This is a genomic window from Paenibacillus diazotrophicus (assembly GCF_042610465.1).
This window is the reverse complement of sequence record NZ_JBGJZN010000003.1, coordinates 146,462-163,201: the sequence shown is the minus strand read 5'-3', so window position 1 is coordinate 163,201 and position 16,740 is coordinate 146,462. Positions and strand designations below refer to the sequence as shown.

At 47.2% G+C, this 16,740-nt stretch carries 12 protein-coding genes; 2 read left to right on the top strand and 10 right to left on the bottom strand.

Annotation, left to right across the window (positions count from 1 at the left end):
* Positions 1-28 precede the first annotated feature (28 nt).
* The 5 genes from ACAN54_RS14935 to ACAN54_RS14915 form a co-directional block, all read right to left on the bottom strand.
* A complete protein-coding gene (locus ACAN54_RS14935) occupies positions 29-3,334 on the bottom strand; it encodes a glycosyl hydrolase 53 family protein (RefSeq protein WP_379156331.1) in 3,306 nt (1,101 codons plus the stop codon).
* Between the two features lie 238 nt (positions 3,335-3,572).
* Positions 3,573-4,490, bottom strand: a complete 918-nt coding sequence (hprK, locus tag ACAN54_RS14930) for an HPr(Ser) kinase/phosphatase (protein WP_379156328.1) — start codon at positions 4,488-4,490, stop codon at positions 3,573-3,575.
* 560 nt (positions 4,491-5,050) lie between these two features.
* Positions 5,051-6,238: a glycosyltransferase family 8 protein gene (locus ACAN54_RS14925; protein ID WP_379156325.1), complete on the bottom strand. Its 1,188-nt coding sequence runs from the start codon at positions 6,236-6,238 to the stop codon at positions 5,051-5,053.
* A 119-nt stretch (positions 6,239-6,357) separates the two neighbouring features.
* The gene (locus ACAN54_RS14920) at positions 6,358-7,398 is read right to left on the bottom strand and encodes a sugar phosphate nucleotidyltransferase (protein ID WP_379156322.1); all 1,041 of its coding nucleotides are present in this window, start codon (positions 7,396-7,398) and stop codon (positions 6,358-6,360) included.
* A 249-nt stretch (positions 7,399-7,647) separates the two neighbouring features.
* Positions 7,648-9,171: a malate:quinone oxidoreductase gene (locus ACAN54_RS14915; RefSeq protein WP_379156318.1), complete on the bottom strand. Its 1,524-nt coding sequence runs from the start codon at positions 9,169-9,171 to the stop codon at positions 7,648-7,650.
* A 222-nt stretch (positions 9,172-9,393) separates the two neighbouring features.
* On the opposite strand from ACAN54_RS14915, the gene ACAN54_RS14910 reads away from it, so the two are divergent.
* Entirely contained in the window at positions 9,394-10,263 is an 870-nt protein-coding gene (locus tag ACAN54_RS14910) for a GNAT family N-acetyltransferase (protein WP_379156315.1), read from the top strand.
* A gap of 85 nt (positions 10,264-10,348) precedes the next feature.
* Here ACAN54_RS14910 and ACAN54_RS14905 read toward each other — a convergent pair whose 3' ends face one another.
* Together ACAN54_RS14905 and ACAN54_RS14900 are read right to left on the bottom strand one after the other, a co-directional pair.
* Entirely contained in the window at positions 10,349-10,786 is a 438-nt protein-coding gene (locus tag ACAN54_RS14905) for an EVE domain-containing protein (protein ID WP_379156312.1), read from the bottom strand.
* Between the two features lie 40 nt (positions 10,787-10,826).
* Positions 10,827-11,366: a DinB family protein gene (locus ACAN54_RS14900; protein ID WP_379156309.1), complete on the bottom strand. Its 540-nt coding sequence runs from the start codon at positions 11,364-11,366 to the stop codon at positions 10,827-10,829.
* Positions 11,367-11,659: 293 nt separating this feature from the next.
* On the opposite strand from ACAN54_RS14900, the gene ACAN54_RS14895 reads away from it, so the two are divergent.
* Positions 11,660-12,586: a helix-turn-helix transcriptional regulator gene (locus tag ACAN54_RS14895; RefSeq protein WP_379156306.1), complete on the top strand. Its 927-nt coding sequence runs from the start codon at positions 11,660-11,662 to the stop codon at positions 12,584-12,586.
* Positions 12,587-12,695: 109 nt separating this feature from the next.
* On the opposite strand, the gene araA is transcribed toward ACAN54_RS14895, so the two are convergent.
* From araA to ACAN54_RS14880, 3 genes are read right to left on the bottom strand one after another with little or no spacing between them, the layout of a single operon-like run.
* The gene (araA, locus tag ACAN54_RS14890) at positions 12,696-14,120 is read right to left on the bottom strand and encodes an L-arabinose isomerase (RefSeq protein ID WP_379156303.1); all 1,425 of its coding nucleotides are present in this window, start codon (positions 14,118-14,120) and stop codon (positions 12,696-12,698) included.
* A gap of 36 nt (positions 14,121-14,156) precedes the next feature.
* Positions 14,157-14,852 carry an L-ribulose-5-phosphate 4-epimerase gene (locus tag ACAN54_RS14885; protein ID WP_379156299.1) on the bottom strand — a complete coding sequence of 232 codons (696 nt, stop codon included), beginning with the start codon at positions 14,850-14,852 and terminating at the stop codon, positions 14,157-14,159.
* Between the two features lies 1 nt (position 14,853).
* Positions 14,854-16,467, bottom strand: coding sequence for a xylulokinase (locus ACAN54_RS14880; protein ID WP_379156296.1), 1,614 nt, complete (start codon positions 16,465-16,467; stop codon positions 14,854-14,856).
* Between the last annotated feature and the right edge of the window lie 273 nt (positions 16,468-16,740).

Genomic DNA, 16,740 nt, shown 5'->3' with positions numbered 1-16,740 from the left:
ACCTTATAATACAGTCTACATGAATTGATTATTCAATAGATTCTAATAGTGTTTTAATTTCCAAGTTCGTTTGAAGTGCATGTAAAACAATTGTTAAAGCTTCTGCACGAGAAGAGGGTCTATTAGGCGCAAATTCTCCATTGCCTTCTCCACTAATGATGCCAATCTTTGCAGCTTTCTCAATTTGATCCTTGTTCCATGTACCATCAATATCTGAGAACGCAGATGCTGCAGCAACCTCTACATTATTAATGTTAACAATTTTAGAGATGATAGAAATAATCTCAGCACGGCTAATTTCTTTGTTTGGTTTAAATGTACCATCTGCGTATCCAGAAACAATTCCTTTATCAGTCAAAGCATGAATTGAGCCTGCAGCCCAATGACCGGAGATATCAGATAATGTGTTCCCAGTACCGCTACCGGAAATATCAAATACTTTTGCAATAATCGTAGCAAACTCCGCACGAGTAATTTTTGCGTTAGGTTGGAAGGTACCATCTGCATATCCATTAATTACTCCCAATTTAACGAAGATGTTAACTGTTGAACCGGCCCAATGAGAGGCAGTGTCCTTGAATTGGACCTTAGTAGGATTAGCGTTGGTTTCCTCTAATTTCTTATTAAGACTGGTTAATACTTTTTCAGCTTGGACAACCTTGCCATCAAACGTCACTTCTGGTGTCGCTGTTGGTGTTGCTGTCGGAACTACTGTTGGTACTGGTGTTGCTGTTGCTGTTGGTGTTGCTGTTGCTGTTGGTGTTGCTGTTGCTGCCGGAACCGGTACTGTTGGTTCCGGTGTTGGTGTTGCTGTTGGTGGAGTTCCCGGGGTTTCAGGATTTCCCGGAGTTTCAGGGTTTCCTGGGGTTCCCGGAGTTTCCGTCCCTGGATCCGGCTCCATTCCCTTGGCAAAGCTTAAGTAGAAATCATCGAGGGTTCCCCATGCGCCGCCATCAGCTTTGATATTGGCTCCGATGGTAAGCTTACCATCGGTAACAAGGATATTCCCAATTTCAGGATTATTCCATTGCGCCCACCCGTTAACCCCGGTGTCAGCCTTCACTTCTTGTGTACCAGTTACGGCGAAGAGATTCATCTCGGGATTAACAGCATCTCCCCCCTGAATGAACATGGAAAGATTGTAATATCCCGGCTTAAGCCCGTAGACGGTCTGCACTACACTGAAGTTAACTTTGCTTGCGGAGTAGAAATGAAGCGAATAATTACCTGTTTTCGCATCTGAAACCTTGTTCTGATAGTTCGTATGAGGTGTGCTTCCCTCTCCGTACGTAATCTTCCACATGCTTCTGTCGGTATTCTCAAAGCTTGCGTTAACGATGAAATTCTCTTTTTTAATTTCAAGAAGAGCCTTCACCGCATGCCCGCCTTCTCCGGTCCCGCCGATTACATAGCTGCCCGCACCCTGGCTAACGGCCTGATTAACCGCGGCTTGGTCCCATGTAACCTGCATCTTCCCGGTACTTCCATCATTGTAAGTAACACTTACCACAGTCGGTAAATCAATAGGTTCTCCGGCAATCGCAGTCACCGAGACATCCTGGATTTTATCAATGGCCAGTGGAGCAACGGCTCCTGTATCCACATATTTGAATACATTCAGCGATGAGAGAGGATGTCCGCTGAAATCAAATAATGCCTGGTTGTCGACCGCACTCCCGCCATACCATACTCCTGCATCTTTGGGATCATATTCCTTCGCATAGCTGGCAGCCCAACCTGAACCGTACTTTTCCCACAGCAGTTTATTCTGCTCAAGGTTTGCTTTCGGACCTACCGGAAGCCATGCAGGCTCCCAATAAAAGACACCAATTCCCTTAGTACCGACATTTGATACTGCCTCAATAACATTTCTGACCGAGGTGGCCTGACCTTGAACGCTAATAGGATAGTCTAGGGTCTGTCCGGAGCTCTGCGGCGCAGTGTTTCCATGCCCATCTCCATCCTCAGCGGTATACGCATACGAGGTTTCGGCTACCATTACTTCTTTGTTATAATTATCGGCAACCTGCTTCAGCACGGATGTCAGATTGCTTAATGTGCCATGCCAGAATGGATAATATGAACTCGCAAACACATCATAGTCTACATTATTGTTCTTCAGTGTTTGTGCATAGGATGCATATTTGCCCGCCGACTCCGGGTTCGTAAAATGCAGTGCGATCCGGATAGTAGGATCGACTTCTCTGATCGCTTTGCTGCCCGCGTTGAATAATGCACTCATCTTCACCCAATCGGATTCACCGACGAATTGTCCGTTGGTTTCATTACCTACCTGCACCATGCCAACATTAATCCCTTCATTGAGCAGGGCTTGCAGGCTTCCTTTGGTATAGGTGTACAATGCCGTCTTCTTGTCATCAAAACTTAAGTTTGCCCATGCCTTGGGCGTGTGCTGCTTGCCCGGGTCTGCCCAAAAGTCGGAATAATGGAAGTCCACCAGCAGCTTCATTCCATTCGCAGTGGCTCTTTTGCCGATTTCAATGGCAGTTGCCAGATCGTTATTACCGCCGCCATACCCATTTCCTGTTGAATCAAAAGGATCATTCCATATCCGTACCCGAACATAGTTCACTCCGGCTTCATGTACCGTTGTAAAAATATCCTGGACAGCACCAGCCTCATTGTAAAACTTGACCCCGCTGTTCTCCAAGGCAATGATGCTGGAGATATCCACGCCCTTAATAAAATCGGTCCGGAGTCCTTCCACCTTCTTCACAAAAATATCTGCCGCTACCGGCACGCTCGTCTGCTTCAGCGCAAAGCTGTCCAAATATCCCCATGCTTTGGCTGCGCCGCTGATATTCGCCCCGATCACAAGGTTCGAGGTATCCTGAGCCAATGTGAACTTCAGACTCACTGTGCCCCAGGCATTATAGCCGGTAGTGGCAGCCAAAGCTGATTTCCCATTTCCCGCAAATAATTCAACGTTACCTGCTTCCAATCCAGCGCCGCCCATCGATTTGACCGATAATTCATAACTTCCCGCCGGAAGAGACATGAGGGTCTGCTTCACCGTAATTACCTGGTTTGCAGGCGCTGTATCTTTAATCCAGTATTTGAATGCATAATTCCCTTGATCTGGTTTGATCCATGCATCACTAGAATATGCAAACTGGCTAGTCGTTACCTGATTCTTATCTGTTGCTTCTACACTCCATGAGTGATCGGTCCCGAAGTCCGTTTCGAAACCGCCATTCACGATATACGGACTACCCGAGGCTGCAGCTTTTGCCGCCCCCATCTGGAATGAAAATGAACTGAACATCAACAATACTGCCATTACCACAGATATACCCTTTACTCTAGTCCTCATGTTCTGATCACCTTTCTGCGCGTGTCTTTCGATGCTGATGAGTACTCCATCTTTGCGTAAGCACTTACATATAACTATATCAATGGATAAAATATTAGGTAACGGATGAAAAGATAACATTTTGTATGCTTAAGCAAGCATTTTGAACTTTTGCACGCATTCTCCCTCAGATGCCATTCCAAGCGCAACGCAAAAAGCCGCCTCCCGGTAAGGCCGGAAAACGGCTTTCTCTCACTCACTAAGACTCCATTCCATTCTCAATGCGCTGCATGAACTCTTCAACGGCGCTGTAACCGAGCTGCTTCAGATACCAGTTATTGGCCGCTGCTTCGATCAAGCCTGCCACATCGCGCCCCGGCTGAAGCTGAACTTCAATATGCGGAATCTGGACACCGAGGTACTCCGTGAACTGGGGCACCAGCTCCAGGTCGTTGTTGAGCGAATTCTCCCGCCATGGGCTCAGCTCAATATCGAGCACAATACGTGTCTCGTCCTGAAAGGCTTTGCGTCCATATTGGCGCACCACATTGATCAGGCCAATGCTGCGCAGCGCGAGGAATTCGCGCGTGGTCTCATTGTGTGTCCCGAGAAGCGTGGACGGACCCAGCTTCTTGAGCACCACAATATCATCTGCCACGAACCGGTGTCCTCTGCCGATGAGCGTGTGGGCGGTCTCGCTTTTGCCAATCCCGGACTTGCCTCTGAGCAGAATACCGATTCCTGATACATTCACACATACCCCATGGATCGATACCTCCGGCGCCAGCGCCTTCACCAGATAACTGTCCAGCTTGGCAATGAACTCCGTTGTGATATCGCTTGTCCGCAGTAGCGGAATTCCCTCCTGGTCACAGAAGAGAGTCAGGTAGGGGATCTCCTGCTGGCCCGAGGTCACGATAAAACACGGTGGATGATACTTCACGATATTCCCGATATGCAGCATGCGTTCTTCTACGCTTAGCGTCAATAAATAGTTGATTTCCTTACGGCCGAGCACCTGCACCCGCTCCATAGGAAAAAAATCAAAATAACCAACAAACTCCAGTCCCGGTCTATGCGTCCGTGGACGGCTGATCTCGCGGTCCATACGGCTGGAACCCGCCAGCACTTCCAAATGGAACTTCTCCGTAAGACCTTGAACAGTGATAGACTTCATTATGGTTCTCCTCCTGCGGTTAGGATGTATCCAGGATAAGCCTGTCATTAATCCTTTGCTTCCGGTTTATATTCAACGATTCAAGGGAGTATTCCTGCATGTAAATTGTAAGTTAAACCGCGGCTGGTTGGTATAATAAAATCTGATGTGGATATGCCGTTACCCCTACCTGCCTTTTACATATTTTAAAATAGGGTATAGATGCATACAGATAAGGGAGTGATGGAATGAAAGCTGGCTTAGGAAATTCTATAAAAAAACAGGGAGCATACCGTCAAGAAAACGAAATACAGCTACATTGCCAATTTGGATGATGATGGTTATTCTGCTTCCAGAAAACCAATGCCGACGTAATTGGAAAGCGAGCACATTATATGTAGTAAAAAACTGCTATTGCTTAAGGCTTTACGATTTATTCAGCAAGCAATCCAACTTTCTGGCGATTCGCAGGAGAAATATAAGCAAAAGCTAAACATACACACCCAGGAAATAGAGAAGCAGATCTGTCCGGGTAACCGGCAGATCTACTTCTTTTGCAGGACTATATTCATCAATCTGCTTTATGAGATACGCTTACGCTTCCGGGTGTATCTATTTTTTTTCAGAATGATCTGTTTGATCACATATCTACTCTTTCTTCTCACCGGCCGTAATTTTTTCCGTCTCAGCCGCAGCACCTTTCTCTTTCGGTACTTAATCAGCCTTGCCCGCTTGATAGAACGGTATCTGGCGCGGATCATTCTTCTTCTTCTCAGTCTGCGTATTAGCCGCAACGTTCTGCGGCGTTTTCGTCTGTGCCGTTTCACAGGAGTATCTGCGGGCGGCGCGGGCACTTCAGGGACCGGTATATCCAGAACTGTAGTTTCTGGAAGCTGAATTTCTGCAGCGGGCGGTTCAGCCGGGAGCTGAAATTCTGTAGCGGGTTCAGCCGGGATATCCGCCGGCGCCGGCTCGGAAACCGGCACTGGTGTGAACTCTCTAGCCCATGGAGTCATGGCAAGGTAATTATTGTATATCGGTGCATTGGGTGAATCTATATCCCACCATTTGTTGTCCCCGGCGAAATGAACAATTTTATTCTCTAAATCGAGCTCACTATGAGCAAACGTATTGAAACGCTGATCCATTTGCAAATAGTTGGAGCTATAAACAGCATTCAGAACATCCTGGTCAGGCATGGTCATCGTGGGGAAATTACGCAGAAAATCAAGCATTTGGCCATACCAGTTCTCTTTACCACGGATATTGTTCAGATGAAACAGAATGACCCCTGAGTTAAAATACAGCTCCGCACTTAACCCCATTGAGGTGAAGTACTCCAACAAATTTTCGCCCTGATCCAGTACTGCGCCCAAATAACGTTCTCCCAGGTCGATGCTCCATAATTCATTAATATCCATGTTAACTAAAATGTCGCAGTCGAGATAAATAACCCTGTCAGCCTGAATAATTATCGGAAGCAACAAACGGTACATACTGGCCATTGTCCAGTAGTCGATTTTATGCACACCAGCTGCAACTTCTTGCATATCCTCAGGAATTGTAACATGATAAAAAAAGATGTTGTGATGAAATGCATCCACCAATTGAATAAGCTTTAACTTGTTTTCTTCGCTTAGGGAATCATCATGCACAATGTGCACATTGATCATTTGCTGGGTGTTGAAAAAAACTGATGCAAGAACAACACCCGCATGCTCCGTATAGCTCCCGTCTTTATCGTTAATCGTTAAAACCAAATCAACCATTATCAAGGATCACCTACCTTTAAAGTATCTTTTTGCACAGTTGCCTGATGCATTCGACTACTTTAAGTGTATGTTTCCCCCCATGACTAGATTGGACTATTCCCTAGTACAGCTGCAATTTATTTTGAATCGTTCTGCGAATCCGCTTGAACTCTTGTGACGGATGCACGATCGCCCAGAATATAGCGGGCCGGCCGCTCCTGAATTTCTTGTTCAGCCAGATGAACATATGATCCAAAAACACTTCCTTCCGCATGAACATGGGACAATTCCACCTGATCAATTAAAATACTATTGGTTAGAACGCAATCTTGGACCACGCTATTCGGGCCAATATACACATAAGGTCCAACAACACTGTTCGTTACCCTTGCGGTCGGATCAATCCTAACCGGAGGAATCAACTGAGCAGATATGTGAATATCAGATGGGTTCATAAAGTTCTGTGGATCTTGATTCATCTTGTATCGGTTCGCTTCAAGCCATCGTTCGTGAGTCCCAATATCAAAAAACGGTGCCGTCGTAATGCTGTATGCAACATGCTTGCCCTCTGAGATTAACACCTGGATGGCGTCCGTCATCTCGTATTCTCCACGTGGGGAGGGCATCAGTCTATCTATTACCGGCCAGATAGCTTCAGTAATAGCATATGCGCCGACAATAGCCAGATTGGATTGAGGGTTGCAGGGCTTCTCTTCCAGATTGACAATTTGTCCATCATTGACAACGGCAACACCAAATTGACTAGGGTCCTTAACCTGTTGCAACAGGATCGAGGCCGCAGCCTTACCCGCGTCCAATGACCGGATGAATGGCAATAGATCACCTTCATACAAATTATCGCCAAGCATCAATAAAAAAGGGGAATCCGCCACAAAAGACCGCGCGCTTTTGACCGCATCCGCCAGTCCCTTTGCTTCTTGTTGCAGAAGAAAGGTTAACGAAGCATTCCACCGCTCCCCATCGCCGATCGTTTGCCGGATCTCTCCTTGCAAATGGTTCACTACGATTCCAATCTCGGTTATTCCGGCCGCAACAAGTTTCTCAATGATTGAAACAAGAATATACTTCCCGTTAACGGGTAACATGCACTTTGATTTGGTATACGTCGAAGGCTGAAGTCTAGTTCCTCGGCCGGCGCACAAGATTATTCCTTTCATAAACATACCTCCTTATAACAATATCTGCCACTCGGTTTAAATGAGCTCTTCATATTTTATGCACAAGCTATGAAGGAGCTTGGGTATATGTTAAGCAACAAAAACCTATTGAATCGGCAGATATACGATCGTATGAAAGGAGATTACTAGTTCCGATAAGTTCACATCGCAAACACCCGATTCCGCGTGAATTGGGAATCGGGTGTTCGCTGACTCATTCAAGAATGATACAGAATACCGGGAAATCGTCTATGAAGTAAATGCATGAGTCTGTGTCTCATATTCGCCCGCTTCATTCGTAAGGCCAAGAGACCGGTCTGTTAAGGTATGAATATCTTGAATCAGTTTGGGGTTCTCCAATAAGCGGGTGCCATAAGAAGGAACCATCTCTTTTATTTTCGCTTCCCACGACTTGATCTGCTGCGGGAAACATTTGGTGAGGACTTCAAGCATGACAGAAACAGCGGTAGATGCACCGGGAGACGCCCCCAATAGTGCTGCTATCGACCCATCGGCACTGCTTATCACTTCTGTACCAAATTGCAGTGTTCCTTTGCCGGCTGCGGTATCCTTAATAATCTGCACACGCTGGCCTGCCACCACCAACTCCCAATCCTCACTCTTGGCGTCCGGAACAAACTCCCGTAAAGCTTCAATCCGCTGCTCCTTCGATAACATCACCTGTCCAATGAGGTACTTGGTCAATTGAAGGTTTTTGGCCCCTGCTGCCAGCATCGTTGTCAGATTACCCGGCTTAACAGATGTGATCAGGTCAAACATCGAACCGGTTTTGAGGAACTTTGGCGAGAAGCCTGCAAACGGTCCAAAGAACAGGGATTCCTTATTATCGATCACTCTCGTGTCCAGATGCGGAACGGACATTGGGGGAGCTCCTACCGCAGCTTTTCCGTACACTTTGGCATGATGCTTCGCTACAATGTCCGGCTTCTGGCACACCATGAACAGTCCGCTCACCGGAAATCCACCAATTCCTTTCCCTTCCGGGATGCCGGACTTCTGCAGCAAGTGCAGGCTTCCTCCCCCGCCGCCGATAAAGACAAATTTGGCAGAATGATGCGAAGTGGTCCCGTCACCAAGATTCCGCACCTTCAACTCCCATGACCCGTCACGGGCACGAGTAATATCATCCACATTATGTCTGTACCGGATCTCCGTCTGATTCTTCTGCAGGTGGTCAAACAACATGCGTGTTAAGGCACCGAAGTTCACATCTGTACCTGATTCGATCCGGGTTGCCGCTATAGGTTGTGTTACTGTTCTGTCTTTCATCATTAGCGGAATCCAATTCATCAGCTGATCCGGGTCATCGGAGAATTCCATCCCCTGGAACAGCGGATTTTTCGAAAGCGCTTCATATCTTTTTTTCAAAAAAGCAACATCGGTTTTCCCTTGGACAAAGCTCATATGCGGCACAGCCACAATGAAATCCCGCGGGTTGTGTATCCGTTTGCTATTTACAAGATAAGACCAGAATTGCTTGGAGAACTGATACTCTTCATTTACCTTTATAGCTTTGCTGATATCGATCGATCCATCCGGCTCCTCTACGGTGTAATTCAACTCGCACAGTGAAGAATGCCCTGTTCCCGCATTATTCCATTCGTTAGAGCTCTCTTCACCTGCGCCTGCCAGCCGCTCAAATACGGTTATGGACCAGTCCGGCGCTAATTCTTTCAGCATTGAACCTAACGTCGCACTCATGATTCCGGCACCAATTAAAATAACATCTGTTTTTGTTTGTTGGTTGCTCATGTTTACCGTCCTTCTAACCTACGATTTGCAGGAAGATTCAGGCGCTCCTGCTTAGGCGCTATAACAGGCTAGGGCGCGACTTCGTCACACACCTTTTCTGGATCAATAATGACCTGATCTTAGTGTATCACTATTACCCATAAATTTTAATATTTATCTAGTTTTTTATACAAACATAGTGAAGCCCTTAAGCTTGGGGAGGAGGTGTGTTATATTTGAAACATGTCCACGAACAGAATCATTCCAATGCTCTATCATTCCCAAGAACAACTTGCAGCGATCATACGTCTTGAGCAGAAGTGCAATCAATTTGAGCCTATCCATATTAAAACCGGCATCGAACATCTCACCAAAAAAGACGGCGATCATGCCCTGCTCTACTATCACGGTGAACACTTAACCGGTCTTCTCAGTTGGCATGTTACGGATGGCAATACTGCACAAATCCATGCGATGGTACATCCGGAGCATCGCCGCCAAGGCGTTTTCCGCAGTTTATTACAACGGGCTGTAAAAGATATCGAACCTCTAGGCATACAAAGGCTCAGCTTCCGGATCCCCCAAGGTTCATTGGCTGGAACAAAAGCCGCCCTGACTATGGGCGCTATATTTGACCGTTCAGAGTACGCGATGACATTCAGCAATACCGTACTGCCAAGCCCGGATCCATCCGGGGTGTGCCTAATCCCCGCGTTACCGCAGGATTTTGAATTTATGGTGGCTTGCTCATCGCAGGCTTTCGGCGAATCCGAAATTTGGACACGGGATTATTTCAGCCAGACGAATGAGCCTAGCCGCGCCACCTTTGTTGCCTGGGCAGAGAACATTCGAGTCGGCCTAATCCGGGTAAACCATGTGAATACAGTCACGGCTTTTATTCATGATTTTTGCATTCTACCTTCCCATCAAGGCAAGGGGCTTGGCCAGCAAGTCCTGATGCTTGCGGTTGAACAGTTATTCCACCAATCCATCCCGCATATTCGCTTAAGTGTCGTCACGGAAAATGAACGGGCCTTACATCTGTATCGTAATGCTGGATTTGAGGTAACTTCTGAGTATCAGTATTACCTCCTTAACTCCGTTAGAGGATAAAGAAACGGCTGGATCAGATTCCCCTGATCCAGCCGTTTCTTTGATTGTTTTATGACCTATGATTCTAAGACTGGACCCCATCTGCTTATTCGCTTGTGGTATCCAGCATAGCACCCGCAATCGTCTGGAAATCCTCCGGGCTGATCTCGAAATGACCATAACGGAAGCTATATCCCCAGTTCTGATTCCCGCGTGTAAAGCTAAGCTGGTTCAATAGATTCGCAATCTTCACTTCCCGGCACGGCAAATAGCGGATATTCCGTCGGAAGGGTACAAAGGTTTCAGACATCTGATAGGGATAGACACTGTCATCTTCAACCTGTCCAATAGCAGTGAAGGCTTGAAGCGTCTCCCCCTTTGCCATATCCGTTCGTGGAGAATAGTAGATCAGCCAGTCGCCACAGCTCATCCGCCGCAAAGGTGCTGCCTTGCCATGGTTGAGCTGGGCGAATCCCCCCAGCACCCCCCGCTTCACATGAGAAGCGGAGACAACACCGATCCAGCAGCGGTTTTGCCCGCTCACTATATCCGTTGATTGGATTTCTATCCCCTCCTTGTTCATGCTATACATTGCACTCTAAAAATGTTTTTAACCGGTCCATCTGCAGAAGATGATGACGATAGTGCATTTCAATAAGCAAATACCATTCTTTTGCGTGTAATGGACCGAATCGCGGATGAGGGACCGTATTCTGCATGGGTGCCGTTTCGAGCTTGGGTAAGATTTCTTGCATCCGGCCAATCACGGTATGTAATCCCTGAATCAGCTGTTCCTTGTTCTCTGGTTGCACCGGGGTATACTGTGGGGAAGGCGGAACATGAACCCGTATTGGCGGAAAGCTTCCTTGGGCAAATATCGCTATACCGTCGCTTGTTTTCTCCGCTACAGGGGCAACAGAATCCTCGCCCCGCTCCAGACATTGATCAATATTACGAAGCTGCATATAAAGAGCGGATTGAATCAGATGCACATACATTTGCCCAAGCGACCACTCGCCTTCACTTGGCTGACGTCTCAACTGCTCCATGCTGAAATCCTCCAGTTCATGGAGATAGTAATTGGCCGTTTCTTCAAACCGCAATAATGCTTCTATAGTATTCATACTTTATAACAGCTCCTTTATTGATGTTCTACTATGACTATACAAAAACGCTACTGACAACGTTATGTCAGTAGCATTTTAATTCTTTTTCACATAGATCAGATTCCGGAAAGACCGTGTTGCTGCCTGGCCTACTTACTTGATGACTTCATACTTTAGCGACACCAATATATCCGTCCAGACTCATGGCAACATACAGCACGACTTTACTCATTGTTCATCGCTCCTCTCATACTTTCATGATACACTTGAATTATGACAACATACGTCGTAATTAAATGAGGTGCGTACAAATGAACGACCGGCGACTGGCTATGATGCAAATGATCGACTCCCGTAAAAAATTCACTGCCCGTGAGTTAGCCGAACGCTTTGGGGTGTCCCTGCGCACGATCCAGCGTGATCTCGACTATTTACAGCAGATTGGCTTCCCCTTATATGCCGAAGTAGGTGCCCATGGCGGTTACCGGGCTTTGCCTAACCGGATTCTGCCGCCGCTACGGCTCACGCCTAATGAAGCATTCGGCCTCTTCCTGATGCTTCAGGTCATGGAGCAAATCCAGAGCTTCCCCTACGACTCATTCCGGACTCACCTGGCCGAGCAATACTATGCCAGTCTGCCTCCTGATGTGAAGGATTCGATCGACCGGATGCGCAGCCACATTGCCGTCATCCAGCAGCAGCCTGCACAGGCCGCGCCATGTACAACAGCGATTCTGCAAGCGGCCATTGCCAAGAAGCCAATAACATTCACCTACCGCTCACGGAGCGGAACGAAGAACGTACAAGCAACACCTATCGGCATTTACTTGGAGAACGGCTATTGGTATATGCCCGCTAAGAAGGGCGACCGCATGATCCTGTACCGCGCCGATCGCATTCTGGAGTTGGAGGTGCTGGAACAACTTGATCTCTCCGTTCCAAATCTGCAGGAGTGGCTGAAGGCTACCGATGAGCGGCCGCGATTGGAGGTTAAGCTGTGGTTTACCGCCTTTGGCGCCCGGCTCGCAGAATCCGACCCAATGTATCACTCTCTGCAGCAGGCAGAGCTCCCGTCTGAGTATGCCTATCTTTGGGAGGGCAGCGTCCCTGTAGATGAATTCCCTTATACGGCGAGAGGGCTGCTGAAGTTCGGACCCGAGGTGAAGGTCGCGGAGCCGTCCCAGCTGCAGGAGACTGTCATCCAACTGCTGGAGCTCAGCTTGAAACCTTACCAGTGATTCACACTTTGACTAGATAAACCTTAGAGAGATGCCTAGCATGCCTGGGGGACAAAAAAAGCATTGGGTCCAGTTGGACCCAATGCTTTTATAGATGATTATCTCCGAATTATTTAATAATTACGTATTCCAGATTTACCAGTTTGGCATAAGTAACAATCTGGTCTGTAGTTAGATTCAAGGATACCACCGTATGGTGGCCGCCGCCGTTCTCAATCCATGCTTTAACTCCGTCTTGGAAGTTAGGCTTCACATTCCATAGTACACGGGCCACTGGAAGATTAGGAGCAGGAACTGTAGGTTCAAATGCAGTAACCTCATTGATCAGCAGTTTGTAATGTGTACCGAAGTCAGCCATGGATACAACCACACCGTCTCCTGCCTTGCCGTCAAATACCAGACGGGCCGGATCTTCACGGTCACCAATACCGAGCGGAGATACGAGGACTTTGGGCTTGTTGCTTGCCAGCGTCGGGTCAACTTCAAGCATATGGGATTGAAGGATCGATTCCTGACCTGCAGCCAGCTCATAAGTATAATCTTCCATGAAACCGGTGTTTTGGTTGTGGCTCATTACTTTCAGCAGACGATCCAGCGCTGCAGTCTTCCAGTCTCCTTCGCCAGCGAATCCATACCCTTGGGCCATCAAACGTTGAACGGCAAGACCAGGAAGCTGTTTCATACCATAGAGATCTTCGAAGTTCGTAGTAAAAGCAGTGTATCCGCCATTATCCAGGAAACGTTTAATGGCAATTTCATAGCTTGCTTGCACTCTTACACTGGCTTCCCAAGCTTCCTTGCTGTAAGAACCATATTCAAAGTCATAGAGTTCGGCGTATTCCGCGAACAAAGCATCAATCTCTTCTTCCTTCACAGCATTTACGTATCCGACAAGGTCACCAATTCCAAAGTAGTCAACGGTCCAGCCAAATTGAATCTGGGCTTCAACCTTATCGCCTTCGGTAACGCCAACGTTACGCATATTGTCGCCAAAGCGGGCTACTTTGATTGTGAAACTTTCGTTATAGGCAACCGCTACATCCATCCACTCTGCAATTTGCTTCTGAACTTCAGCGCGTCCCCAGTAACCTACGACCACTTTATTCTGTTTTTTCAGCCGGGCATTGATAAATCCATATTCACGGTCACCATGTGCGGCCTGGTTAAGGTTCATGAAGTCCATATCAATGGTTGCCCAAGGAATGCTCTCATTGAACTGTGTAGCCAGATGGAGCAAAGGCTTCTGCAGCATTTTAGTACCGCGAATCCACATTTTTGCAGGGGAGAAGGTATGCATCCAAGTGATGACACCGGCAACCTCGTCACGATAGTTAACTTCTTTCATGAGGGTGGTGATTTTGTCTGCAGTAACGGCTAGATCCTGAAGTACAAGCGGGTAAGGCAGAACGCCGCTCTTATTCAGGGCATCGGTCATTACTTGTGCATTTGCTTTCACTTCTGCTAAGGCTTCTTCACCGTACAGATGTTGCGAACCCACGACGAACCAGAACTCTTTTGCACTTGCTGTTGCCATTATATTCATCCTCTTTTCTTCACTGGTTAGTTTGTATTACTTTTGGCCGTAGTACGCATCTTTCCCGTGTTTGCGTAAATAGTGTTTATCCAGAATACGCTGCGGCAATTCTTCAGCAAAACTATTCAGCTGGCGTGCGAACAAATTCATTTTGGAGACTTCTTCGAGCACGACGGCATTCGTTACTGCGGATTTCGCATCTTTGCCCCAGGTGAACGGAGCGTGACCCTTAAGCAGAACACCAGGCACCGCCATAACATCCAGTCCGCGCTGTTCAAACGTTTCGATGATAACACGGCCGGTTTCCGCTTCGTAACCACGGTCAATCTCCTCTTGTGTCAAGAAACGGGCACAGGGAACTGAACCATAGAAGGTATCGGCATGAGTGGTCCCCATTACAGGTACGTCCAGACCCGCCTGAGCCCAAATGGTCGCCCAAGTCGAATGCGTATGCACAATGCCGCCAATCTCTGCGTAATGCTTATACAGTACTGCATGAGTCGGTGTATCGGATGAAGGTCTCATCTCTCCTTCAACCACATTGCCGTCAAAGTCCACAACCACCATATCGCTAGCCTTCATCGTGTCATAACTAACACCACTGGGTTTGATAACGAATAAGCGGCTTTCCCGATCCACAGCGCTTACGTTACCCCAGGTGTATTTCACGAGTCCATGTTTAGGCAGTTCCAGATTGGCTTGATATACTTCTTCCTTGAGTTGCTCTAACACATCAATTCCTCCAGTTCTCCACCAGATTATCTACAGCAGCCTGCTCAATCGCCAGACCTTGAGTGTAGCGCTCCATAAATACTTCAAATCCTCTAACGTCAGAACCGTCAGGATAAATTTTCTGTCCCTGAACATCCTTAAATACTTGTTGGTCGAGGAAATCGTCCAGACTTTCTTCCTGACCCTTGCTTGTCATGTACGAAGCCAGAATAGCCATGCCCCACGCCCCGCCTTCTCCAGCTGTATCCATTACTGATACCGGAACATTCATAGCAGCCGCAATGATCTTTTGGCCGACAATAGGCGTCTTGAATAGACCACCGTGAGCCAGAATGCTGTCAATCGCGACATTTTCCTTCTTGGTCAAAATATCCATGCCGATCTTCAGCGCACCAAAAGCCGTGAACAGATGAGTTCGCATGAAGTTAGCCAGATTGAACCGGCTCTCAGGAGAGCGGACAAACAAGGGCCGGCCTTTCTCAAGTCCGGTGATATTCTCACCTGAGAAGTAACCATAGCTTAGCAACCCGCCACCGTCTGGATCTGCTTCCAGAGCCTTATTGAACATCACACTATATAATTGACTCGCATCGACTGTTTGTCCCATGGCCTCAGAGAATTCACGGAACAATCCCAGCCAGGCATTGATATCACTTGAACAGTTGTTGGCATGAACCATTCCGACCGGATTCCCACTCGGTGTAGTTACCAGATCAATCTCCGGGTATACCGCTGAGAGATCCTTCTCAAGTACAAGCATGGCAAAAACTGAAGTTCCCACAGAGACATTGCCCGTCCGTTTTCTCACACTATTCGTAGCAACCATCCCGGTTCCTGCATCACCTTCCGGAGGACAGAGCGGAATACCTGGTTGCAGATTTTCGGATTTATCTAAGATCTTCGCACCCGCTTCGCTTAATACACCTGCCTGCTGACCTGAAATGTAGACTTTAGGCAAAATAGCCTTCAGATCCCACGGGTAAGCTCTGGGTGCAACCAGTTCAGCAAACTGCTGAACCATGGATTCATTGTAATCATGTGTAGTCTCATCAATGGGGAACATGCCCGAAGCGTCTCCGACCCCAATGGCTTTATCTCCAGTTAGCAGCCAGTGAATGTATCCAGAGAGCGTGGTCATAAAATCAATACGGGGAACATGTTCTTCTTCGTTCAATATAGCTTGATACAGGTGAGCAATACTCCAGCGCTCAGGAATGTTGAATTGAAATCTATCCGTTAATTCTTTTGCTGCAGCACCGGTTGTTGCATTCCGCCAAGTCCGGAACGGAACCAGCAGCTCACCCGCGCTGTCAAAAGCCATATACCCGTGCATCATTGCAGAGAATCCAATAGAACCCACCGTCCGAATGGTGACTCCATATTTCCGTTCAACCTCTTGCTTCATACCACTATAAGCCTCTTGCAGACCTGCGATAATACTCTCTAAGTTGTACGTCCAATACCCGTCTACCAGAAGGTTCTCCCACTCATAACTTCCAGATGCGATGGTCTCGAACCGATGGTCAATCAGCACTGCCTTGATACGTGTGGATCCAAATTCGATCCCAAGTGAGGTTTCTCCCTTGAGTATCGCTTGTTTGATGTCTTGATCCATGCACACGTTACTCCTCTCTGAACAACTGTTATAACCGCTATAATAGAAAGAATGCGCTTTCCCTTATTTACAGTTTCAGTATATTTTTTGTTCGTACATTTGTCAACGGATATTCATAGTTATACTTACAAATATGCAAGTCAAGCCGCGCTTTTCGGTTATAAAATCTGAATCATTCATCCATTTATGACGTTGGGATTATAAAATGGTTATAACTATGCTAAAATATGTACATACAACTATTACGGATAGGAAAATTAGTATTAGAACAAC